The organism is Motilimonas sp. 1_MG-2023 (assembly GCF_030547455.1).
Lineage (GTDB): Bacteria > Pseudomonadota > Gammaproteobacteria > Enterobacterales > CBDFNC01 > Motilimonas.
The window spans coordinates 12,811-35,319 of the sequence record NZ_JAUOPX010000038.1 but is presented as its reverse complement, the minus strand read 5'-3'; the positions used below and the strand labels follow the sequence as shown (position 1 = coordinate 35,319).

Genomic DNA, 22,509 nt, shown 5'->3' with positions numbered 1-22,509 from the left:
AACGAAAAGCGTATAGCAACATATTCACAGCGTTTTTGCAGAAAACATACTATTTCACTTATCAAGATCCGGGTTGCTTAACCAAAATAGTGATAGCAAAGCGCAATGGTAAAAGGCCTAAATCAGCCAATCTAAAAGAGAGCTATAAGATGGAATTTACCTTTTTTGGCACCAGTGCCGGTACACCAACGAAAGCGCGTAATGTCACAGCCTTAGCATTGCGTTTAAAACGAGAAAAGAGCTGGTGTTTAATTGACTGTGGCGAAGGCACACAACACCAATTACTGCATGCACCCTACTCACTAGCAAACTTGGCCGCTGTATTTATCACTCATGTTCATGGCGATCACTGTTTTGGTTTGGTTGGCTTATTAGCCAGTGCATCTCTGACTGGGCGCAAAGCGCCCCTTACCATTTATGGACCCGCTGCATTAGCGCAGTTTATCCCGTTAACCCTTGAATTAACCGATACGTACTTGTGCTACCCAATTGAGTTTGTGGATGTTGAAAGCCTCGACCAAGAGATCGAGGTCGCTGGTTTTACCGTCTCAGCCATTAGACTATCACATCGCGTACCCTGCCATGCCTGGCACTTTGTTGAACGTAATATTGCTCACCAACTCGACCAAGAGAAGCTAGGCCAAGCCGGTATCGAAAAGGGCCCATTGTGGGGGAAGATTCAGCAAGGAGAGCAAGTGCGCTTGGCCGACGGCAGCTTAATCAATGGCCGAGACTTTTGGCGTTTAGACAATGAGGCGCGGAGCATTATTGTCGCCGGTGATAACGATCAACCCGAGTTACTGCAACAAGCCGCTGCTAATGCGAATGTGTTGATCCACGAAGCAACCTATACTCAAGCCATCGCCGACAAAGTTGGCCCCGACCCCATGCACAGTAGTGCCATGCAACTAGCTAAGTTTGCCCAGCAAGTAGCCTTACCTAATCTGGTGATGACACATTTTAGTGCGCGTTTTGGCGGTGAAGGAAAGTCATCAATGAGAATACTACAACAGGAAGCAAAGCGGTTTTATCACGGCGAGTTGTTCTTAGCTGAGGATCTCACCACCTATCAGCTTAATAGCAAGGGTGAGCTAAGCAAACTTACACCTTAACAAGCGATTCTAGAGCCTTGTTTTTGCTTAATAAATTTCGTTACTTGTATGTTGTACTTGTTGATTCGTATTTTTTGTAGGACCTGAGCTTGCTCAGGGAATTTGTGATATTCGCAGAGCAAGCTCTGCTCCTACGTGAGAACATATTTTTTGTGAGAACAATATTGATATCTCGAATACGGTAACCCCCGTTTTCGCGGAATAAATTCCGCTCCTACGTGAAGTTATCAAGCTTTGTGGGAGCGGCTTTTAAGCCGCGAAAAGCCGCTGTGAAGCGGCTATCCAAGATAACTAGTTAGGAATATTCGACAAGCTAATTCGGTAGCTGCCATTTTCTTGTTGTGGGCCAATCCAATCTAACGCTTGGCTAATCGCCGGCGCTAACGATTTACCGCCTTTAATTTCACCTTCAACACGATACTGTTGCTGGTTAGGCAACCAAGACTTCATGCTGATGGTTAGATGATCCGACTGCTGATCTAAGATCGCCGCCAAGCCACCGTTTTCACACTCTAACTTAACTTTAGGGTCGCCTAAGATCACTTCACCCATTGGCATTGTAACACTGGCATCGGTCCAAAATAAGAAACCATCTAACTGCTGACAAAAAGGCTGACCTTGGCTAACGGATTTAATTTTTAAATCCAATAAACCTTGCGCTTCTATTGGCATCGGTAATGGTAAATACTTAATAACTCGTTGCACGGGCACAGTAACAGTTAAATCAGACGCTTCGCCACCGGAGAAACCGTATGCTAACTCTCCTTTACCGGCTAACCCCTTACCACGACCAAATTTAACATCAGCCGCTAAACGAGCAGTAAACAAAGACCAAGGTTTAACTTGCCATTGCAACTTTTCAATATTTTCACCGCGCACCATCACTTGTTCAGCTTTACCTTGCCAAACACTGCCGGAGACACCCGATAGCTCAATACCAAGATTACCCGGGATAAACTGAAACGCCCACTTCGCCGGCATTAAATAAACTAAAAACAAGCCATAAAGAGATAAACAGATTAGCAGAGGCTTTAATCTAAGTTTCATCCAGCGACTCCTAAATGCAAACGTCTTACTTTCACTCTTCCTGGTGCATCACCTACGGCTAAATCCGTATTTAAGGTAACAACCCCATGGCGCTCTTTCAGTTGCTTTAACCAACTCAGTAACTTATTGAACTCGATGTTATCAATCCACACTTCTAGCTCATCACCCTTAGGCTGAATTCGGCTAATAGTGATGCCACTTTGTCTTGCACTATTACCAATTAACTGATTAAGGTTTACCTTGCCCACCTGACTGGCATTATGCGCCTGAAAGTTAACAATATCTTGACCCTTTGACTTCATCCAAACCAAGGTTTGCTGGTTACTTTTAAGCCGAGTTTGCTCATTGGCTAAGGCATTACTCAATGGCTGATACAGGCCCCAGTAAAAAGCGCCCACGATAAGCACTACCGCTGATAAAATAGCTAAGTTACGTTCGCGGGTTGCGAGATTTTCCCACCACTCTTTCATCCTTGTCCCCTGATAGTTAACGTGCCTGTCACTTTATTATCTTGATTACTCATCGCACCTTGTTGCACCTTGAGGCTAGGATCAAGCAAGCTTTGAAACTTTTCAAACTCAGCATAGGTGTTGGCTTTAATTTGTAACCTAATCTCACTATCTTTACCTTCATACTTCAGTGACATCGGCTTAAAACCAGGTACTTGCTTAAATGCTGGTTGAATCTTAGCCAGCATTGATAATAAGTCTGCACCTTGAGTTTGGTTTTCTAATTTAGATAAGTGACGTTTTAGCTGCGCTTTAATACGGGCTTCACGAATGTTTTTCTCATCGGGAAACAACGTGACATAAATATCTTTAATTTCTGCCGTTAGCTGTTCATTTTCTTGCTTGAGTTGCTGTAGCGATAATACCGTTGACACTAATGCCAGCACCAAACATGCCGCAGCGGCAATCCCAACACGTTTCCATAACAACCAATTTTTAGAATATTCCTTCTGCGGCTGATATTCACCAACCAACAAGTTCATATGGCTCGCCAATGCACCTTGAGCGAGTAATTGCATCGGTAGTTCAGGTGTATTTAGCTGCCAATTACCGGCCACGCCTGATGGTAACGGGGTATATACTTGAATGACTTGTTCACTGGCTTCAACTTCGTTGTCAACAGCGGACTCGCCTTCTTGTAACCATTTGTCCATTAAAAATGGCAACAGGCTTTCATCCGCACTAAAGCCTTTATAGCGACCTTGGCGAATCAACCAATCATCCGCCATTTGCACTGCAGACCATTGGCCTTCATGCTCAGGTAGCATTAATGCATCAGGTAAAAACTGACGACACTTGAGCTGGGCAGCTTCTAACCAGTCCAGCCAATTATCCATTTTAGCTTTTTCGACAATAGCTAAACTAGCCACGCCATCACTGCAATCGAGCACGGTAAAGTGCAATTTGTCGACATCTGTCGCGAGCTCTTCCTCAACCATATAAGGTAAAGCTTGCTGCAATTGTCGAGTTAACTTACCAGGCACTTCTACCTGCGTTAGTAATACATCAGCAACGGGTAATAAAACAATGACCGGCCGACCACCCGCTTTTTCATGTAATTGTGACAGCTGCTGGGCATTATTGAGCTGCCCAGATGCGATGATCTCTTGCTCACTATTCGACCAAACAAGCCAGTCAATTCCGTGGTTGGCTTCACTGCCTAATCGAACTACTAATCGTTCACTCACTGAACGCCTCCATATTGACGTCTAAGCGTCTTAACTTCTTTTTTACTGGCTTGAAACAAGGCTTGTAAGGCGACTTTTGTTTCATCAAATTCGGCGATACCTTCTAACTCAAAATACTGGCTTTTAACATCAATTTGCGCTTTCACTTCATCACTGATGTTTAAGCCCGCTAAGGATGATGAGGCCAAAAACTCTTCTTTATTTGCCCAGCCATTTTGTGGCCGCTCATCAAGTAAACCTTGCGCCTGATCTTCACTAAGCATCGGGGTAAATAGTGCTTGGAAAATCTGTGGTTGGTCAGCAGGCACAGTATTAACATTGAGCAGCCAACTTTTATCAGGCACCACACATAAGTAAGGCTTTAACTTTTTATACACACCAGCACTCACACCTTGGATAGCTCTGAACTCAGAGACATCCACCATTGGGGCATTAGCGGTCAGATGGGGGACACCGCGTCCTTGATAAAAGCTGTCTTCTGCGCCTTGGCTACTAATGGCGATGTCATCGGCATCAAGCCAATCACGGGTCGAATCTGTTATCTGCTCGGCGTAGTAACCATCGACACCAACAATTTCCAATAATGCCTGAAACTGGTTAGCAACAAGTGGTCGCTGACCATCGGGCTTATTAGGCACATCTAAGGCATTAAGGTTAAAGCATCCTTGTCGGTCTTTAATTTCACCAGAAATGGTGCCGCCATCAAGGGGGAAACTCATCCCACTCATGGCCCAAGCTTGATCTAAACTCACGACTTCATCGTCTTTTAAGGCGTTCTTTAACGTCATTTTAACCAGCGCTTCTGCCGCATGACCATACCAATACGCACGTTGACTCATAACCTGTCCTTGCGTACGCATCAGTTCCAGTTGCAACCGAGAGGTCATATTGGTTGCTACAACCACCATTACTGAAAGGATCAGCAATACAGTGAGCAACGCAACCCCTTGTTGAGCTGATGGTGTGTTTTGCGTTAGCCCTTTCATTAAGTTCGACCGCCATTGACAGGACCGCCGTTGGGGACGTTCGGATCTTGCTCGCCATTCTCTGTATTCGAGCCAGGCTGATTTTCATCAGGTTTACGATCAGGGTTTGCTGGCACAACAGGCGCTTTCGCTTTCACCGCCTCGCCTTCTGGCGTCAAAAACAGCCTTGAAATCACGCCGTAAGCTTCAAAGTCAAACTCCATAGCGATGCCCGCTGGTAATTTATCTTTTTTAGTCCAACTAGCCTGCCAGCTCTTATCCCAATAACGCAACGTTAAGCTATTCACATCTTTAATCAACACTTGTACTTCAGGCTCTTGCCCTGAAACGGTATCGGGATATAAAAAATACAGCCGCTCTAAGTTGTTTTCTTTAATTCGATAGGCCACACGCACTAAGTTAGAGCGCGGTAATTGCCCTTGAGGGTTTGACCAGCCTAAACGCACAAAATCGATACCATCACTTTCTGATTCGGCCACATACTTTCCCGCACGGAGCAAAGAACCATTTGGCTCAGCGCCATTACGCGTGGTTCGGGCAACCATTTGCGTCATATCACGCTCAATAATCATCATTGCACGCTGCATTTGTTTTAATTTTTCGCTGTGCTCGGATGATATTTTGTCGCTAGTCATCACACCTTGTAACACTTGATACGCCGCCATACTCAACACAGAAAAAACCGCTATGGCGATCAGGATCTCAAGTAAGGTAAAGCCACGCTGCATTGATTTCATTTTAACGGCCAACGTAGGTACGAGCAGTTGCAATGGCAACATCCATTTTGTCATCCAATGACACTTCAATATCAAGCGCCTTAAAGTTAGGATCGCCAGTTTCCACGCCTTTCCATTGCCAATACCATGTTTGCCCTGCCATTTCTTCAGAGCCTTTCACCCAAGACGCGCCCGGCCAGCGCTTTTCAAGGGTTGCTTGCGTTAATTGATTACTGGCAACCCAAGTCGCAAAGGTTTTTTCTTGTAAATAACTCAAGCTACGTACATGCTCACTGGCAGTGTTCATCACCGCTAGCCCGGCGGAAGCGAACACTCCTAAGGCGACCATCACTTCAAGTAACGTCATACCAGCTTGCTTAGTTAATGAGGTATATTTCTTCATTCTTCAGGCTCTTCATTAATAGCCAGATCACCTGTCATTTTCACTTGCAGCTCAATCCACAATTTGTTGTCTTCGTCAGTTGGACTAAAACGCATTACAAAAGGGGTTATTTCGCCACTCGACATAATGTGTATTTGTGGGATGATAGGTTCTTCAGGCTCATCAAACACACTTTCGTCTTCAAATAGCTCTTCTTGCTCATCCCTATCATCCCAAACAAAACCTGAAAGAGTGAGTGTAACCTTCATGTCTTCAGGCAGTGTTACCTCAGTATTAAACTTTCCCGCAGGCAAGGGAAACCAAAGCTTCTTTGCAACATCATAAAATACAAACTGGTAACGTTGCTCTTCAACCACTATGCCCAATTCACGCGATGTCATTAAGGCTTGGTCGCTCATCACTTCGATAAAGCCAGCTAAACGCTGCGCTTCTAATTTAAGGGATTTATAACCTGAGTTACTGGGCATGGTCATCACCACCGCGGTAGATGCCAAGCCCATCAGCATGATTACCAACATTATTTCCAGCAAGGTAAAGCCAGCCATGGCTGGCTTTACCGGTTTCGCTAAAAATGGTCGGTAATCAAATTTCATTTACTTGATTTCGTCCATGTTCCAGTTACCAATATCATCATCGGTACCTTCTTCGCCATCAGGACCAACCGAAAAGATATCAATATTGCCTTTTTCACCTGGGCTAGTTAGCAGGTAAGGGTTACCCCACGGATCGTTAGGTAAACGCTTTAGATAACCGCCATCACGGTAGTTACGTGGCTCAGGAGAGCCAGCAGGTTTGCTAACTAGCGCTTCTAGGCCTTGATCTGTGGTTGGGTAGCGGCTGTTGTCCAGTTTGTACATATCCAATGAGTTTTCTAGTGCAACAATGTCTGACACTACTTTTTGTTGATCTGCTTTTTCTTTATTACCTAGTAAGTTAGGTACAATCATGGCTGACAACACACCCAAAATAACAATAACAACCATCACCTCAAGCAAGGTAAAACCTTGCTGTTTGTTCTGTACTCTCATGACTACACTCTCTATAAAAATGGCATAAATGCCAGCTAAGGGTTAAACGAAACTAAATCTAAAATCACAGCTTAATCTAGGTAGGATTACCCTCCTACCATATTATTAAGGGCTAGCATTGGCTGTAGAATAGCAGCGACAATAAACAATACCACTCCAGCCATACTCACAACTAGTGCTGGCTCAAATACGCCTAATGCCATATTTACCTGCGCAGCAAATTGCTTATCTTGGTTATCTGCTGAGCGCTCCAGCATTTGATCTAATTCACCACTGCGCTCACCGCTGGCTATCATATGTAGCATCATCGGTGGGAACAATTTGGTGTTTTCTAATGCTGCGCCCAAACTGCTACCTTCACGAACAAACTCTGTCGCTTCACCTACTTTCCCGCGCGCATATAGGTTACTTAGTACCTCGCCTGCTATTTTCATCCCCTCTAACAGCGGGACCGCACTGGCATTTAGAATACTTAAGGTGCGGGCAAAACGAGCGGTGTTTAAGTCTCGACTCACTTTACCCACGACCGGTACCTGTAATAACACCCGATCGAATTTAAGCTGATTTTTAGGGTTTTTAAGATATTGCTTTAGGCCAAACAACCCTAAGGCGATGCCACTTACAATAAATAATCCGTAATCGCGTAAAAAATCACTACTTGCAATTAGGAATAAGGTTGAGCCAGGAAGGTCTTGCCCCATATGCTCAAATTGCCCCACTACTTGAGGGACAACCGAAGTAAGCAAAATTGACACAACACCTATCGCCACCAGTGTCAACATTAATGGATAAATCATCGCCTGCATCAATTTACTGCGCATTTGCTGACGTTGTTCGGTGTAATCAGCCAGACGATCCAGTACTAATTCTAAGTGCCCCGCTTTTTCGCCCGCAGCTACCATTGCGCAGAAGAGATCATCAAAAATATGCGGAAACTCAGCCATACTGCCCGCTAAAGTGTAACCTTCTAACACGCGACTACGAACCGCCGATAACATGGACTTTACTTTCGGTTTATCGGTTTGCTCAACCACGGCTTTAAGGCATTCTTCAATGGGCATTGAAGACGCCACTAAAGTAGACAGCTGACGTGTCATTAGGGCGAGCTCTGGGGTAGAGATTTTACGCTTAAACGAAAAGCCACCTTTGCTCTCTTTTTTAGCTTGCTCTGCAGCAGCCATCACTTCGATAGGGGTTAGGCCTCGGTCTCGCAAAATTTGGCGTACTTGACGAGCCGTATCAGCCTCTTGCAAGCCTTTCTTTTGTTTACCTTTTTTATCTAGCGCTTTATATTCGAATGTTGCCATTTTGCTAGCCTTCTCTGGTCACACGAAGGACTTCTTCTATCGTGGTGATACCTTCGCGAACTTTCGATAAGCCATCACTGCGAATACTTGGGGTGTGCTGACGGACGACTTTTTCAATTTGTTGTTCGCTCGCGCCATCATGGATAGCATTGCGCACATCATCATCCATCACTAATAATTCGTAGATACCGGTTCGCCCTTTATAACCTGAGAAGTTACATGCTTCACAGCCATTGGCTCTGAACACTTGAATGGGATCTTCAATCGGCATGTTAAGCATAGACTTTTCTTTATCTGTCATTAAATGTGGCTCACGACAATCTGGGCATAAGGTTCGCACCAGTCGCTGAGCCAACACGCCCAATAAAGAAGAAGATAGTAGGAAAGGCTCTACCCCCATGTCTTGCATCCGAGTTAATGCGCCGATGGCCGTATTGGTATGCAAGGTTGATAATACTAAGTGACCCGTTAAACTGGCTTGAACTGCGATTTGTGCCGTTTCTAGGTCACGTATCTCACCTATCATCACCACATCAGGGTCTTGACGTAAAATAGCACGTAAGCCACGTGCAAAGGTCATATCAACCTTAGTATTTACTTGGGTTTGACCGATACCTTCTAGTAGGTATTCGATGGGGTCTTCAACCGTCAAAATGTTGCGGTCTTTTGAGTTTATGTCTGATAAACCGGCATATAACGTCGTACTTTTACCCGAGCCAGTAGGCCCAGTAACTAAGATAATACCGTGAGGTTTACGCAGTAAGTCACTCAAAATTTCGCTATTTTTCGCCGTCATGTTTAATTCAGACATACGCTTAACCGCGTTTTTATCTAATAAACGCAATACCACACGTTCACCATGACTTGACGGCATCGTCGATACACGCACGTCGACCGCACGACCACCAATACGCAGGGCAATACGGCCATCTTGCGGGATCCGCTTTTCAGCAATATCTAACTTCGCCATGACTTTAATACGTGATACTAGCAGTGATGCCAGCTTGCGTTGCGGCTTAAGAATTTCGCGTAAAACACCATCAATACGAAAACGGATAATGAGAGTTTTTTCAAACGTCTCAATGTGAATATCTGACGCACCTTCCTTGATCGCTTCACTGAGCATGGCATTGATCAATTTAATGATCGGAGCATCATCATCAGCTTCAAGCAGGTCTTCATTATCCGGTAACTCTTCTGCCAAAGTAAAAAAGTCTTCGTTACCTATGTCTTCCATCAGCTGACGCGCTTGTGAAGAATCACGTTGGTAAGTTTGTGTTAACGTTTGTTCAAACACTTCATCCGCTAAAATAGCAATACTAAAACGCTTACCCATTTGCCTGCGAATTTCGAGGAAAATTTCCGGTTTAGCGTCTGCTTTGCAAAACACCTTAGCTTGGCCATTGGTTTGACAAAAAACTACACCATGATTTTTTGCAAAAGCAAAAGGCAGTAGCTTAGCCGAAGTATCAAGCTCATCGAAATGAGGTACTTCGTCAGCAATGGCTTTTTCATCAATAAGCGGCGTTTCCATCTACTGCATCCTTAATTACTGCTGGCTTCTGGCGCACGACGTTTTTTCTTGGTGAAGTCGAACACTTCAGGATTAATTTCTGGACTTTGACCCCATTCAGGCAACACTGGCACATCGGTATTAGGCATTAAATTAACACCTTGTGCTTGCTGCTGTAGCTGCACTGCACGCATTAGGCTGTACTTACGAGAGCTTAGGCTCGCCATTTTATTACTGTCACGAATAATGGTCGGACGAATAAAAATCATCAAATTACGCTTCGAGGTGCTACTACTGGTCGACTTAAATAGGTTACCAAGATAAGGAATGTCTCCCAGTAAAGGCACTTTCTCGACCGATTCATCTACTTTTTCGTCAATTAAACCACCGATGACAATGGTATCGCCGCTGTCTGCTAACACGGTTGTTTTCACAGCACGAGTTGCAAAAGTAATGTCGACACCCGTATTACCATTTACGTTAGAAACTTCTTGCTCAATAACCAGCTGTACCGCGTCGCCTTCATTGATTTGTGGGGTCACTTTTAGCTGGATACCCACTTTTTTACGTTCAATGGTGGTAAATGGATTGTCATTATTACCGCTAGCTGCTGAGCCTGTTTTAACGGGTACTTCATCACCAACAATAAAGCTGGCCTCTTGGTTATCCAATGTCGTGATACTTGGCGTGGCAAGAATGTTTGAACCTTTCGAGCTTGCTAAGGCTTGTAACACTACGCCCCAATCATTAGTCGCATAACCAACCGCCATACCGCTCACTTTGCTCAATACGCTCGCGAGTGCTGTCACATCACCTTTAGTTTCAGGGTTAACTGTCGTTTTATCACCATCAATGATGGTCGAGCCTTTTTCAGGCCTTGCTTGATAAGCACCCGCTGCGATTTCACTCAGTGATGCACCATTGGTATTAAATTGCGTACCACCACCAGCAAGGGTTGCCCACTGCACACTCAAGCCAATGCCGTCACCTTCTGCTACTTCAACAATAATGGCTTCAACCAATACTTGAGCACGGCGAATATCGAGTTGACGAATAACCGCTTCTAACGACCCCATCACATCAGGCTGCGCAGTAATGACAATCGCGTTAGTGCCTTCGTGAGCTTCGATATTTAAGGTAGACTGTTTATTCTTTGAACCACCTGCAGCTGCGCCATTGGCCCCCTTAACTTCACCTTCGATTGATTTGCTCACACCGTTCAAGACATCAACCATTTCTTTGGCTTTAGCATATTTAAGATAGAATACGCGGGTGTTACCACTGGTTTCTAATTCACTATCAAGCTGCTTAACTAAATGCACTGCGCGTTTACGCGCTTGCGGCTCACCGCTGATAATAATGGAGTTAGTGCGCTCATCAGCAACCATTCGAGGTTTTAGCATGCTTGGTGTATTGGTTTTGCCATCGCCTGGCTTTTGAATAGATTCTAAAATTCGCACCATTTCTGCAGCGCTAGCGAACTGAAGGCGAACAATATCAACCTCTTCATCACCCGCTTTATCTACGCGGCGAACAATTTCCACCAAACGATTAACCACAGCTGCACGGCCCGTGATCATAATAACATTTGACGGGTCGTAATGAACCACGTTACCGCCACCAGCGTTGTCATTTAGCTGGCGTAACAAAGGAGCAAGCTCTCGTACCGATACATTACGCACGGGCACCACTCGCGTCACCATTTCATCTCCCTTGCCCGGATTTTTACCGTCAACAACGGGAATGGCTGAAACCTTGGCATCTTTAGCTTTGATGACTTTCATCACGCCATTATCCATTTCCACCACAGCAAAACCGTAGACATCAAGTACATTAAGGAAGAACTGGTAATATTGCTCATCATTAAGCAAATCATAACTACGGACGTTTATTTTGCCGCGAACTGAGGGCTCGATAATGATAGTTTTGTTGAGGTTCTTACCAACGATATTAATAAACTCGTTGATGTCAGTGCCCTTAAAGCTGGCTGAATATTCAGCAGCAGAAATGTTAGCGCTCACGGCTAATAGCAATCCTGCACAAAGGGCGCTTAATTTACGCCGGGTCCCTGAAATTCTCATAATTCTTACTTGCTCCAACTTTCTTATTATTCGGGCAGACTAAAATATAAATCGTGAATTTGGCCGTCGCGCTCTACCGACAAGGTCATTTCACGCATAGTAGGAAACTCTTGCATTAAGCTCATTGACTGCTGCATATCAGTTAAGTCAATGCCATTAAGGCTAACGGCGAGATCGTTTGCTTGTAACCCCGCGTTCTGAAATATAGTGGCGTCTCGGCCAGGATTAATCCGATAGCCAATAAGCGCACCTTGATTACGCACAGGTGAGATAGAAATGAAATCAGTGATTTTACTGGGGTTAGCCAATAACTCAGCACGGTTAAGCTCTAGCTCAACAGGTGCTTCACGTATGGCTTTAGGTTCAGGTTTAGATGCAGCTGGCTGACTAGACGCATTTTTATTGGCCGCATAAGTCTCACCATCAAGCATCAAGGTTTGTAAATCACCACGATACTCTAAAATCACACGGTCAAACTTAATCTCTTTCAGCACCGCCCCCGTGTTACCAATACTATTACCAATGAAATAGGAATCCTGCCTACCTCTGTCTTCAATAATAGCGACAGCATTTTGTGGCACAGTAGAAGCTAATACACCCGTCAACTTAACATTGAGCTTAGTTTTAGGAGCAACCTTCGGCTTAGCCGCAACCGACACTGGAGCGACTTTTTTATTAAACTCACCGAATAGATGCAATGCAGTAATAGCAGTCAAGTTAATACCTTGATTGCTATTTCCCTGCTGTGCAACGGGGGCGGGACGCCAAGGCGTTGATTTTGTTGAACCTGAAGGCATGACCATCCAAGTCAAATGGGCTAACTGATAACAGAGCAGCACCAGCAAAGAATAAAAAGCGATTGAAGAAAGCTTTTGCTGGGGCAAGCCGCTCAGGCGCATCAGTACACCAGAGAACTTATCCATTACTACATTCCTAATTTATTACAACACAGCATCCTGCCGATAGAGACCATACTAGCCCGCGGCGAGTGTTTCACTCAAGTATAAAAATTGGGTTATGAGAGATGGGCAATATTCTTAGCCCTCACAATACATAATAAATACTCGATTCTGTCTTGTTAAGTTCAAATATATACGCTACACGCATCACATTACATTAAATACAATGCATTTTTTATGATGGCGAGTGTAACACGATGATGAAAACAAAAAACAGCCACAACGGTGAGACTTGATAAAAACTGTTACCGTCACCATATCTTAAGCATGATAAGTTTAACAAGAACGAGAAATTCCAATGTCAGAGCACGATGGCGTACGCCTTGATAAATGGTTATGGGCGGCTCGGTTTTTTAAAACTCGCGGTCTTGCTAGAGACGTGATTCAAGGAGGTAAAGTACAGTATAATGGTCAGCGCACTAAACCAAGTAGATTGGTTGAGGTTGGCGCAACGATTACTGTTCGCCAAGGTCATGATAATAAAGAAGTGGTGGTACTAAAAGTTGAGGGGCAACGTAAAAGTGCACCGCAAGCCCAACTACTTTACGAAGAAACTGAGGCCAGTATTGCACTAAGAGCACAGCACGCTGAGCTAAGAAAGCTAAGTGCCTTGCATGCCCCGCACCCAGATCGTCGGCCGGATAAAAAACAGCGCAGAGAATTAATTAAAGTAAAATCACAGCGCAGTGAAAACTAATTTTTTGGAGTTCCCATGGACCAAGCACCAACACAACCTTTATTAGACCACCTACACCGTTTTTTATTTGAAGATTACGATGTGCGTGGCGAACTCGTACAACTTAGCCAAAGCTACCAAGACGTTCTACGTAACCACAACTACCCGGCCGCAATTGAGCGTTTAGTCGGTGAGTTATTTGTAGCCACCAGCCTATTAACTGCCACTCTAAAATTTGAAGGCCATATAAACGTTCAATTACAAGGCGATGGTCCGGTGCATTTAGCGGCTATTAACGGTGATCATAATCAAGCTTTACGTGGCGTAGCGCGCTATAAATCGACCCCAGCAGACGATGCGAACTTAACCGAAATGGTGGGTAAAGGGTTTCTATTAATCACCATCACGCCAAACGAAGGTGAGCGCTACCAAGGCGTGGTTGAGCTAGTCGGTAACTCGTTAACCGACAGCTTAGAAAACTACTTTGCCCAATCAGAGCAATTAGCTACCAAACTTATCTTAAAAACAGGCCTTTATAACGACCAAAAAATGGCAGCTGGTCTATTATTACAAAAGCTGCCGACAGCAAAAGAAGAACATGAAGCTGAATTTAGCCATGTCACAACGTTGGCTGAGACTTTAAAAGACGATGAATTATTTGGCCTAGACGCGGAAACCTTGCTGTACCGCTTATATCACCAAGAAGCTGTTCGTATTTTTGAACCACAAGCCATTGTTTTTGAATGTGGGTGCTCAAGAGAAAAGTGTGAAGGAGCCTTGTTATCGGTCGAGAAAAGTGAGCTGCTTGATATTCTGCAAGAGAAAGGTCAAATCGATATGGATTGCGAATATTGTCGCACCGCTTACCATTTCGACGCACTAGATGTGGAAGCATTATTTGCTACCAACAACCCATCCTTGCAGAACAATAAAACAAAACACTAGAAAAAAACCGGAGAAATTAACAAGAAGTTGTATTTATCACGACACTTTACTCTTAAGTTTGAAGCATATCCCATTATTCTATTTATAAAGTAATAGAATCATTAATGAACAAACTAAAAAGTAACCTTGGAGATAAATATGACAGTTATCGACGCGGAAAGAACTCTATTAAGTGCACAAGACTTAGGTAAATACGGCATTCAAGGTGTGAAAGAAGTGGTACACAACCCTTCTTATGAAACCTTGTTTGTCGAGGAGACAAAACCCGACTTAGTGGGGTTTGAACGTGGAGTTGTAACCGAGTCAGGTGCTGTCGCGGTGGACACAGGGATTTTTACAGGGCGATCACCAAAAGATAAATACATCGTTAAAGACGATGTTACTCGCGATACAATTTGGTGGTCAGATCAAGGAAAGAATGATAACAAGCCCATCACCCCAGCAGTCTGGCAAGACCTCAAATCTTTAGTCGTCGAAGAGCTATCGAATAAACGCCTGTTTGTTGTTGATGCCTTTTGTGGCGCTAACAAAGATTCTCGCCTGGCCGTGCGTTTTATTGTTGAAGTTGCATGGCAAGCACACTTCGTCACGAATATGTTCATTCGACCTAGCGCAGATGAATTGGCAGAATTTGAACCCGATTTTGTGGTACTAAATGGCTCTGAAACCACCAACCCAAATTGGCAGCAACACGGCCTAAACTCTGAAAACTTCATCGCTTTTAACCTCACCGAAAAAATGCAAATTATTGGTGGAACTTGGTACGGCGGTGAAATGAAAAAAGGCATGTTTGCGATGATGAATTACCTGCTGCCACTGCGCGGCATGGCATCAATGCATTGTTCTGCAAACGTCGGCGCTAATGGTGACACTGCTATATTCTTTGGTCTTTCCGGCACCGGTAAAACCACCTTATCAACGGATCCTAAACGCGCCTTAATTGGTGACGATGAGCACGGTTGGGATGACTCAGGCGTGTTTAACTTTGAGGGTGGTTGTTATGCCAAGACCATCCGCCTTTGTTTAGAAGCCGAGCCGGATATTTACAAAGCCATTAAACGTGACGCATTACTTGAAAATGTAACCGTGCGCGACGATAAAACAGTCGATTATGATGATGGCAGTAAAACCGAAAACACCCGTGTTAGCTACCCCATTTACCACATAGATAACATTGTTAAGCCGGTATCTAAAGCGGGCCACGCTAACAAAGTGATATTTTTAACGGCTGATGCCTTTGGCGTGCTACCACCGGTATCTAAGCTAACCAAAGCTCAAACTAAGTACCACTTCTTATCTGGTTTTACCGCCAAATTAGCCGGTACTGAACGCGGCATTACCGAGCCAACTCCGACTTTCTCAGCCTGTTTTGGCGCGGCGTTTTTAACACTGCACCCAACCAAATACGGCCAAGAGCTAGTGAAACGAATGGAAGCGGCAGGCGCGGAAGCATATTTAGTTAATACAGGCTGGAATGGCACCGGTAAGCGGATCTCGATTCAAGACACCCGCGCCATCATCGATGCTATCTTAGACGGCTCGATTGAAAAGGCGGAAACGAAAACGATTCCAATCTTTAACTTGGCGGTGCCAACCGCTCTGCCCGGCGTAGATCCTGCGATCCTTGATCCTAGAGACACCTATGAGTCTGCAGAGCAATGGGATACTAAAGCAGAGAATTTGGCGCAATTGTTTATCAATAATTTTGCGCAATACACTGACAACGAGGAAGGAAAAGCACTGGTAGCCGCCGGGCCACAACTATAAGGTTCACTTAACCAGCAAATAAATGCGGGACCATGAGTCCCGCTTTTCACGCTTCTCATCAATCCAGCGCAACACATAGTCGTTCACCCCTCGCTTATTTGCATCACTAGACTTTAAAAAGCTAGCCATAGACGCTATAAAGAGCGCAAGCAATCGACAGCATGGTGAATTACAAGATTGAAGACAAATCTCATTACGCCAGAAGGCATGAAAAAGTTAGAAGCCGAACTCGATCATCTATGGCGCGAATACCGCCCAGAAATCACGCAAAAAGTAGCATGGGCAGCCAGCTTGGGCGATCGTTCTGAAAACGCCGATTATAAAGAAAATAAACGCGTTTTAAGGCAAATTGATAAACGAGTCAGGTTCTTGCGCAAGCGCATCGAAGAGCTCACCATCGTTACCCCATCGCCTCAACAACAAGGAAAAGTGTTTTTTGGTGCCATCGTTAATATTGAAAACGATGCAGGCGAAATACTGAATTTTAAAATAGTCGGCCCCGATGAAATTTATGGCCGCAAGGACTACATTTCCATCGACTCGCCAATGGCGCGAGCGCTGCTAAAAAAATCCGTTGATGACGAAGCTATCGTTCACACGCCTTCGGGTGAGAAGACTTGGTATATCAATAAAATAGATTACGATCTTTGATGAATTCCCTCGCTTTCCCAAATTTTAAACGCTGAGAAAACAATGCATTCTATTCATAATACAATCGCTCAAGAAATTGGTGCCAGCACCGCACAAATCAACGCCGCCGTACAACTATTAGATGAAGGCGCAACCGTGCCTTTTATCTCGCGTTATCGTAAAGAAGTTACCGGCGGCCTTGATGATGGCCAACTGCGTATTTTAGAACAAAGGCTAACTTATTTACGCGAGCTAGAAGATCGACGCAGCAGCATTATTAGTACCATTCAAGAGCAAGGTAAGCTCAGTGATGCGCTGCATCAGCTACTGCTTGATGCTGATACCAAAACTCGCCTTGAAGACTTGTACTTACCTTACAAGCAAAAGCGTGTCACTAAAGGTCAAATGGCGATTGAGGCAGGTATCGAGCCCCTTGCAGATATGCTATTAACACAGCCTTCACTTGATCCAGAAACCCAAGCAAGCGCTTATCTTAGCCCCGAAAAAAACTACCCCGATACCAAAGCCGTGTTAGAGGGCGCAAAATACATTCTTATGGAGCGTTATTCACAAGATGCCGAACTGATCAGCCAAGTGCGCTCTTATTTGCAGCAAAACGCAACCTTAGATGCCCAAGTGATTGCAGGCAAAGAACAAGAAGGCATCAAATTTAAAGATTATTTTGCTTACAGCGAAAAAATTAGCCAGATCCCATCACATCGTGCTCTCGCTATTTTACGTGGACGCAATGAGGGAATACTGCAACTCAGTTTAAACGCCGACCCTGAGCGTGAAGATAAAACCTTGCCCAGCACTGGGGAAACCTTGATTGCCCGCTACATGCAAGTGAATCAACTCACTTGTAACCTTTGGTTAAAAACTGTGGTGCAATGGACTTGGCGCATTAAACTATTGATGCAGTTAGAGAATGAATTGATTTCTAATCTACGTGAAGCGGCAGAAATTGAAGCTATCAATGTGTTTGCCAAAAATCTAAATGATTTATTAATGGCCGCTCCCGGTGGCCCGAAAGTCACTCTTGCGTTAGACCCAGGCTTGCGTACAGGGGTTAAAGTTGCAGTGGTGGATGGCACAGGTAAATTATTGGCATACAGTACTATTTATCCACATGCGCCACGTAAAGATTGGCAAGGTTCGCTCAGTGAGTTAGCTAAATTATGTCAGCAACATAAAGTTGAACTGATCAGCATAGGTAACGGCACCGCATCACGCGAAACCGACCAACTGGTCGCAGAATTAATCAAAGCGAAGCCGGAACTGAAGCTCACAAAAATTATGGTGAGTGAAGCCGGCGCATCGGTTTACTCTGCATCTGAACTGGCCGCTAAAGAATTCCCCGAACTTGATGTGTCAATTCGCGGCGCCGTTTCCATTGCGCGCCGTTTACAAGATCCTTTGGCTGAATTAGTTAAAATAGAAGCCAAGGCAATTGGGGTTGGCCAATATCAGCATGATGTAAACCAATCATTACTAGCGAAAAAACTGGATGGTGTGGTCGAAGATTGTGTGAACGCGGTTGGCGTTGATGTGAATAGTGCGTCTGCCGCGTTACTTACCCATGTGGCAGGATTAAACCCCACTCTGGCGCAAAACATTGTCGACTACCGGGATGAGAATGGCATTTTTGTTGACCGTTCACAGCTGAAAAAAGTTGCACGTTTAGGGCCAAAAGCGTTTCAGCAATGTGCTGGTTTCTTACGCATTCGCGGTGGTAAAAACCCACTTGATGCCTCAGCGGTGCACCCCGAAGCCTACCCAGTAGTTAAAGCGATGCTTAAAGATATCAAGCAGGATATCACCAGCTTAATGGGTAATAGCGCACTGTTAAGCACCATTCAACCGCAAGTCTATGCCAGTGAAGAGTTCGGTGTGCCCACGGTGACGGATATTATCAAAGAGCTCGATAAGCCTGGACGCGATCCGCGCCCCGAGTTTAAAACCGCCACCTTCAAAGACGGCGTAAACACCATTAATGACTTAAAGCCTGAAATGATCTTAGAAGGCATGGTGACCAACGTGGCCAACTTTGGAGCTTTTGTTGATGTTGGTGTCCATCAAGATGGTTTGGTACACATTTCAGCCTTGAGCAATAAGTTTGTTTCCGATCCTCGTGAAGTCGTGAAGGCGGGACAAATAGTCAAAGTAAAAGTGATTGAAGTAGACGTGCAACGCAAGCGTATAGCATTAACTATGAAGCTAGACCAAGCCGTAGAGCAAGGTACTAAACCAACATTGCGCCACGCACCTAAAGACAATCATCAGTCAAAAACTAACGCACCAAAGGCTCGCCAGCCGAAAAAAGCAGCTGCGCCGCTAAATAATGCTTTTGCTGATGCTTTTAACAAGGCGAAACAGAAACGCTAACGATAGCTGATTTGTAGAATCATTGATCGCAGAATCACTTCAGCTCCTTGTATGTTGAACTTGTTGCTTCGTGTTTTTTGTAGGACCAGAGCTTGCTCAGGGCATTTGTGATGTTCGCAGAGCAAGCTCAGCTCTTACTAGATGTGGTGTAAGCCTTATGAGCCCTCATCACAGGGCGATTCACCTGCAGTGATTCATCGCAACAAATTTATCGCACAATAATCTATCGCAGAATAAATTCTGCTCCTACTTAAGTAGGAGCCCTGTCATGGGGCGATCATGTATAGAGAGGGAATAGCGGCTAAATGGAAGCGCGCAGTGCGGGACGCTCATTTGGCACAACAGAGCCAAAATAGCGTTGCTCTATTGCCCTATCGGTTTGCATGGCTTGCTCAGAGCGAGCAATAGGGCCATATTTTTTACTTGGATTAAATGAATGAATATCTTCACTTTTTAACGTTTGAGTATCTGCAGCACTTAAGCCACCACGAGAAGCTTGAGTCTCGTTATCACCTTCGCCGCTATCCGCACTTGTACTTTTAACTTTTTGACTAGCCGCTAATTCTGAATAAGCAGCATTAAGCTGACGAGTCGCTTCAGCTGCAATTCTTCTGTCGGCAACAGAAGGACTCTGTGGTGCTAGCGCTGCCGCACGCACCTGACGCATTTTTTGTATTGTGGCTTGAGGATCACCTGCGATCGGCGACACACTGATTGGTACTTCACCAGATACCGCATAACGTTTGCCATCGGGACCATTTTCATAACCGTAACTAGGTTGGCCAGCATGCTGGCCACCAACACTGGCATGCGCACGTTCATGAATGACAACTTCATTATGACGGCTCTCAAGAGAGTCAACTATCTTTTGCTCTTGTGGTGTAAGTTGGCCAGCTGCCTGATTTCCTTCGCCTTTATTATCTTGCTGATCAGAAGCCTGCTGCTGATTAGGCTGCTGCTCTGAGCCTTGTCCTTCGCCCTGCTCTTTACCTTGAACAGTACGAATATCAGAATTTTGCGCTTCAGTTGAATGGGTACCACCAGCTTGCTGCTGGCTAACTTTAGATTTGTCTTTTTCCGAGCCAACTTCTGTCTCGGCTTTATATGGCTCTGTTTTAGTTAATTGCGGAACAAGCTCGCGATAGCGGTTTTCATTACGCGTAACATTCTGCTGCGGTTGCAACGACAAGGGCACCATAGGAGGGAGCTGAACATTCATATTCATGATCGTTGCCTCATGTTCATTACTCCTTGATACTATCTCGCCTAATTTGTTTAACCCAACAGCCCCGAATTAAACCCCTGCTTGCAAAATACTTTATTACACTTTTATATCAATAATACTGCCTATCATTTCATCCGCGGCTGAAATCGTTTTGGCAGATGCCTTGGCTTGATGCTCAGCCACAGTCAAATTAACCAGCTCTGTTACTACCGATTGCTGGGTACGATCAGCAGGTAACAAGGTTGCGCTTGTTTGCCCATCTTGAACAACTTCAGGGCTAGCGTTGACATTGGCACTGTCGACAGCTTGACGAGCAATGTTTGACGCACTCTCTGTCACCTGTTGCTGTGCTCGTTGAAAACCTTCAACGCCAATGTTAAATGCAGACTGTATGTTCATGGCTAAATTCTCGCCCAGTAACTAAGCTAATTATCGCTCAAAATTGTTCATTTTTACAGCAGCAATTGCTTATTTATACCAAACAAAAGTGAATAAGCTGAGCGGAAAACTGTTCTTTGTCGGTCACGAACGGCGCATGTGATGCTTTTTCAAAGACATAGATTTCGCTGTCCGGCGCTAATAATGTCACTTGGTGTGCAACCTCAATCGGAACTAAGCGATCTAATTTACCGAACATCGCCAAAAAAGGCATCTCTAGTGTCTTTAGTTGGCTTCGTAAATCATCTTGCTGCAAAATTGCCAGGCCATCTGCTAATGCCTTAGGAGCGGGTAACGGTTTTTCTGCCAACCAACTTTTCAACGCTTTTATATCCTGCCTTGCCGATTCACTGCCCATCGCTTGAATGGCCAAAAAACGTTCAATAGTGGTTTTGAAATCGCCCGATAATGAGTCAATAAATTGCTGCAGTACCTTAGGTTGAATACCCGGCCAATCTTGGTCTTGTGAAAATTTAGGATTTGAGGCCACAGTTACTAAACGCCTTATTCTGTCAGGAGCCATCAACGCAGCTTGTGTAGCAACTAAGCCACCTAAAGACCATCCCACCCAAACAGCTTCAGTTGGCGCTTTATCTAGCACCGCTTGCGCCATATTCTGCAATGTATGAAGCGCAAAAGGCTCACTGTCACCAAAGCCCGGTAAGTCAATTAAGTGCACCGTAAAATAGCTTTCAAGTAGTGGTAGCACGCCCTGCCACGCCGCGCTGTTTAACCCCCAACCGTGTAACAACACAAGGTCACGTCCTTGTCCTACACTGGTTATATTCAGTTTTTTTGTCATGGTGCCTATGCTCAGTCTTCAAAAAGCCTCCATGTTACCCCATGCATTAACACTTGCAAGAAAGAAGCTTAGCCAATACGCCCAGCGTCTATTGCCATTAAGCTGCTTACTTTGCCAACAAGGCATTACAACAGGCCTTGTTTGTCACACCTGCTATCAAGACCTAAAACAAACTTACCCACATTGCTTACGCTGTGGTCTACCTCTCACTAGCACTGAATCCATGTGTGGCCAATGTATCCGCAAACCACCCAAATTTTCGTCATTACATGCATGTGGCTTATTTCAGCCCCCACTCAATCAGTTGATCTATCACCTCAAATACCAAAAACAGAGCATCTACAGCTATATTCTTGGCCAATTAATGGCTGAAAAAATCAGCGCATATACAGCAAGCTCCGCTAATATAACTTTACCCCAAGCCTTGCTGCCAATCCCCCTTCATCCCCGCAAAGAGCGACAACGTGGTTTTAATCAAGCTCAATTGATTGCCGAGCATTGCGCTAAAACGTTAAACCTCCCATGCCAATCAAACTGGGTAAAAAGAGTTAAAAATACCACCAGCCAAACACAACTCAATGTCAAACAACGCAAGCGGAATATGCAACAAGCTTTCAAAGTAACTGCACTACCAGCACAACTGAACCATGTTGCCATTATCGATGATATCGTCACCACTGGCGCCACTGTAGATAGTTTGTGTAAAGAGCTACAAAAGGCCGGTGTTAGTCAAATTGAAATCTGGTGTATTTGCCGGACGCCCACCACAAGGCCATAAAATCGTCACAAATGT

General features: G+C 44.7%; 22 protein-coding genes. 7 read left to right on the top strand and 15 right to left on the bottom strand.

What is annotated here, in order from left to right; genetic code table 11:
* Positions 1 to 149 precede the first annotated feature (149 nt).
* Positions 150 to 1,112 carry an MBL fold metallo-hydrolase gene (locus Q4519_RS16920; protein ID WP_303514279.1) on the top strand — a complete coding sequence of 321 codons (963 nt, stop codon included), beginning with the start codon at positions 150 to 152 and terminating at the stop codon, positions 1,110 to 1,112.
* Between the two features lie 291 nt (positions 1,113 to 1,403).
* On the opposite strand, the gene Q4519_RS16915 is transcribed toward Q4519_RS16920, so the two are convergent.
* The 12 genes from Q4519_RS16915 to gspC all read right to left on the bottom strand — a co-directional run bounded on the left by Q4519_RS16915 (position 1,404) and on the right by gspC (position 12,812).
* Positions 1,404 to 2,159 carry a type II secretion system protein N gene (locus Q4519_RS16915; protein WP_303514278.1) on the bottom strand — a complete coding sequence of 252 codons (756 nt, stop codon included), beginning with the start codon at positions 2,157 to 2,159 and terminating at the stop codon, positions 1,404 to 1,406.
* On the bottom strand, positions 2,156 to 2,629 hold the full coding sequence (locus Q4519_RS16910; protein WP_303514276.1) for a type II secretion system protein M: 474 nt from the start codon (positions 2,627 to 2,629) through the stop codon (positions 2,156 to 2,158). The genes Q4519_RS16915 and Q4519_RS16910 overlap by 4 nt, the downstream gene beginning before the upstream one ends.
* Entirely contained in the window at positions 2,626 to 3,855 is a 1,230-nt protein-coding gene (gspL, locus tag Q4519_RS16905; RefSeq protein ID WP_232801707.1) for a type II secretion system protein GspL, read from the bottom strand. Before gspL ends, Q4519_RS16910 begins: the two co-directional genes overlap by 4 nt.
* Entirely contained in the window at positions 3,852 to 4,841 is a 990-nt protein-coding gene (gene gspK, locus Q4519_RS16900; protein WP_232801706.1) for a type II secretion system minor pseudopilin GspK, read from the bottom strand. The genes gspL and gspK overlap by 4 nt, the downstream gene beginning before the upstream one ends.
* Entirely contained in the window at positions 4,841 to 5,632 is a 792-nt protein-coding gene (gspJ, locus tag Q4519_RS16895) for a type II secretion system minor pseudopilin GspJ (protein WP_232801705.1), read from the bottom strand. Before gspJ ends, gspK begins: the two co-directional genes overlap by 1 nt.
* The gene (gene gspI, locus Q4519_RS16890; protein ID WP_232801704.1) at positions 5,580 to 5,960 is read right to left on the bottom strand and encodes a type II secretion system minor pseudopilin GspI; all 381 of its coding nucleotides are present in this window, start codon (positions 5,958 to 5,960) and stop codon (positions 5,580 to 5,582) included. Before gspI ends, gspJ begins: the two co-directional genes overlap by 53 nt.
* Positions 5,957 to 6,553, bottom strand: a complete 597-nt coding sequence (gene gspH, locus Q4519_RS16885; protein ID WP_232801703.1) for a type II secretion system minor pseudopilin GspH — start codon at positions 6,551 to 6,553, stop codon at positions 5,957 to 5,959. The genes gspI and gspH overlap by 4 nt, the downstream gene beginning before the upstream one ends.
* Positions 6,554 to 6,988, bottom strand: coding sequence for a type II secretion system major pseudopilin GspG (gspG, locus tag Q4519_RS16880; RefSeq protein ID WP_303514272.1), 435 nt, complete (start codon positions 6,986 to 6,988; stop codon positions 6,554 to 6,556).
* A gap of 86 nt (positions 6,989 to 7,074) precedes the next feature.
* Positions 7,075 to 8,295, bottom strand: a complete 1,221-nt coding sequence (gspF, locus tag Q4519_RS16875) for a type II secretion system inner membrane protein GspF (protein ID WP_232801701.1) — start codon at positions 8,293 to 8,295, stop codon at positions 7,075 to 7,077.
* 4 nt (positions 8,296 to 8,299) lie between these two features.
* Complete coding sequence (gspE, locus tag Q4519_RS16870; RefSeq protein WP_232801700.1) at positions 8,300 to 9,829, bottom strand: type II secretion system ATPase GspE; 1,530 nt, start codon at positions 9,827 to 9,829, stop codon at positions 8,300 to 8,302.
* 11 nt (positions 9,830 to 9,840) lie between these two features.
* Positions 9,841 to 11,889, bottom strand: coding sequence for a type II secretion system secretin GspD (gene gspD / locus Q4519_RS16865; RefSeq protein WP_303514268.1), 2,049 nt, complete (start codon positions 11,887 to 11,889; stop codon positions 9,841 to 9,843).
* 26 nt (positions 11,890 to 11,915) lie between these two features.
* Positions 11,916 to 12,812, bottom strand: coding sequence for a type II secretion system protein GspC (gspC, locus tag Q4519_RS16860; RefSeq protein WP_303514265.1), 897 nt, complete (start codon positions 12,810 to 12,812; stop codon positions 11,916 to 11,918).
* A 334-nt stretch (positions 12,813 to 13,146) separates the two neighbouring features.
* Here gspC and hslR point away from each other — a divergent pair, with 334 nt between their 5' ends.
* The 5 genes from hslR (at position 13,147) to Q4519_RS16835 (ending at position 19,251) form a co-directional block, all read left to right on the top strand.
* Positions 13,147 to 13,545, top strand: a complete 399-nt coding sequence (gene hslR, locus Q4519_RS16855; RefSeq protein WP_232801697.1) for a ribosome-associated heat shock protein Hsp15 — start codon at positions 13,147 to 13,149, stop codon at positions 13,543 to 13,545.
* A 15-nt stretch (positions 13,546 to 13,560) separates the two neighbouring features.
* Entirely contained in the window at positions 13,561 to 14,469 is a 909-nt protein-coding gene (hslO, locus tag Q4519_RS16850) for an Hsp33 family molecular chaperone HslO (protein WP_303514264.1), read from the top strand.
* Positions 14,470 to 14,607: 138 nt separating this feature from the next.
* The gene (pckA, locus tag Q4519_RS16845; RefSeq protein WP_303514261.1) at positions 14,608 to 16,236 is read left to right on the top strand and encodes a phosphoenolpyruvate carboxykinase (ATP); all 1,629 of its coding nucleotides are present in this window, start codon (positions 14,608 to 14,610) and stop codon (positions 16,234 to 16,236) included.
* Positions 16,237 to 16,413: 177 nt separating this feature from the next.
* Entirely contained in the window at positions 16,414 to 16,887 is a 474-nt protein-coding gene (gene greB, locus Q4519_RS16840; protein ID WP_303514258.1) for a transcription elongation factor GreB, read from the top strand.
* A gap of 42 nt (positions 16,888 to 16,929) precedes the next feature.
* Positions 16,930 to 19,251, top strand: coding sequence for a Tex family protein (locus Q4519_RS16835; RefSeq protein ID WP_303514256.1), 2,322 nt, complete (start codon positions 16,930 to 16,932; stop codon positions 19,249 to 19,251).
* A gap of 301 nt (positions 19,252 to 19,552) precedes the next feature.
* On the opposite strand, the gene Q4519_RS16830 is transcribed toward Q4519_RS16835, so the two are convergent.
* The 3 genes from Q4519_RS16830 to bioH form a co-directional block, all read right to left on the bottom strand.
* Complete coding sequence (locus Q4519_RS16830) at positions 19,553 to 20,476, bottom strand: putative metalloprotease CJM1_0395 family protein (protein ID WP_303514254.1); 924 nt, start codon at positions 20,474 to 20,476, stop codon at positions 19,553 to 19,555.
* Positions 20,477 to 20,572: 96 nt separating this feature from the next.
* Complete coding sequence (locus tag Q4519_RS16825) at positions 20,573 to 20,875, bottom strand: hypothetical protein (RefSeq protein WP_303514252.1); 303 nt, start codon at positions 20,873 to 20,875, stop codon at positions 20,573 to 20,575.
* 73 nt (positions 20,876 to 20,948) lie between these two features.
* The gene (gene bioH / locus Q4519_RS16820) at positions 20,949 to 21,716 is read right to left on the bottom strand and encodes a pimeloyl-ACP methyl ester esterase BioH (RefSeq protein WP_303514249.1); all 768 of its coding nucleotides are present in this window, start codon (positions 21,714 to 21,716) and stop codon (positions 20,949 to 20,951) included.
* Positions 21,717 to 21,723: 7 nt separating this feature from the next.
* Between bioH and Q4519_RS16815 the strand changes: the two genes are divergently transcribed.
* Positions 21,724 to 22,494: a ComF family protein gene (locus Q4519_RS16815; RefSeq protein WP_232801689.1), complete on the top strand. Its 771-nt coding sequence runs from the start codon at positions 21,724 to 21,726 to the stop codon at positions 22,492 to 22,494.
* Positions 22,495 to 22,509 lie beyond the last annotated feature (15 nt).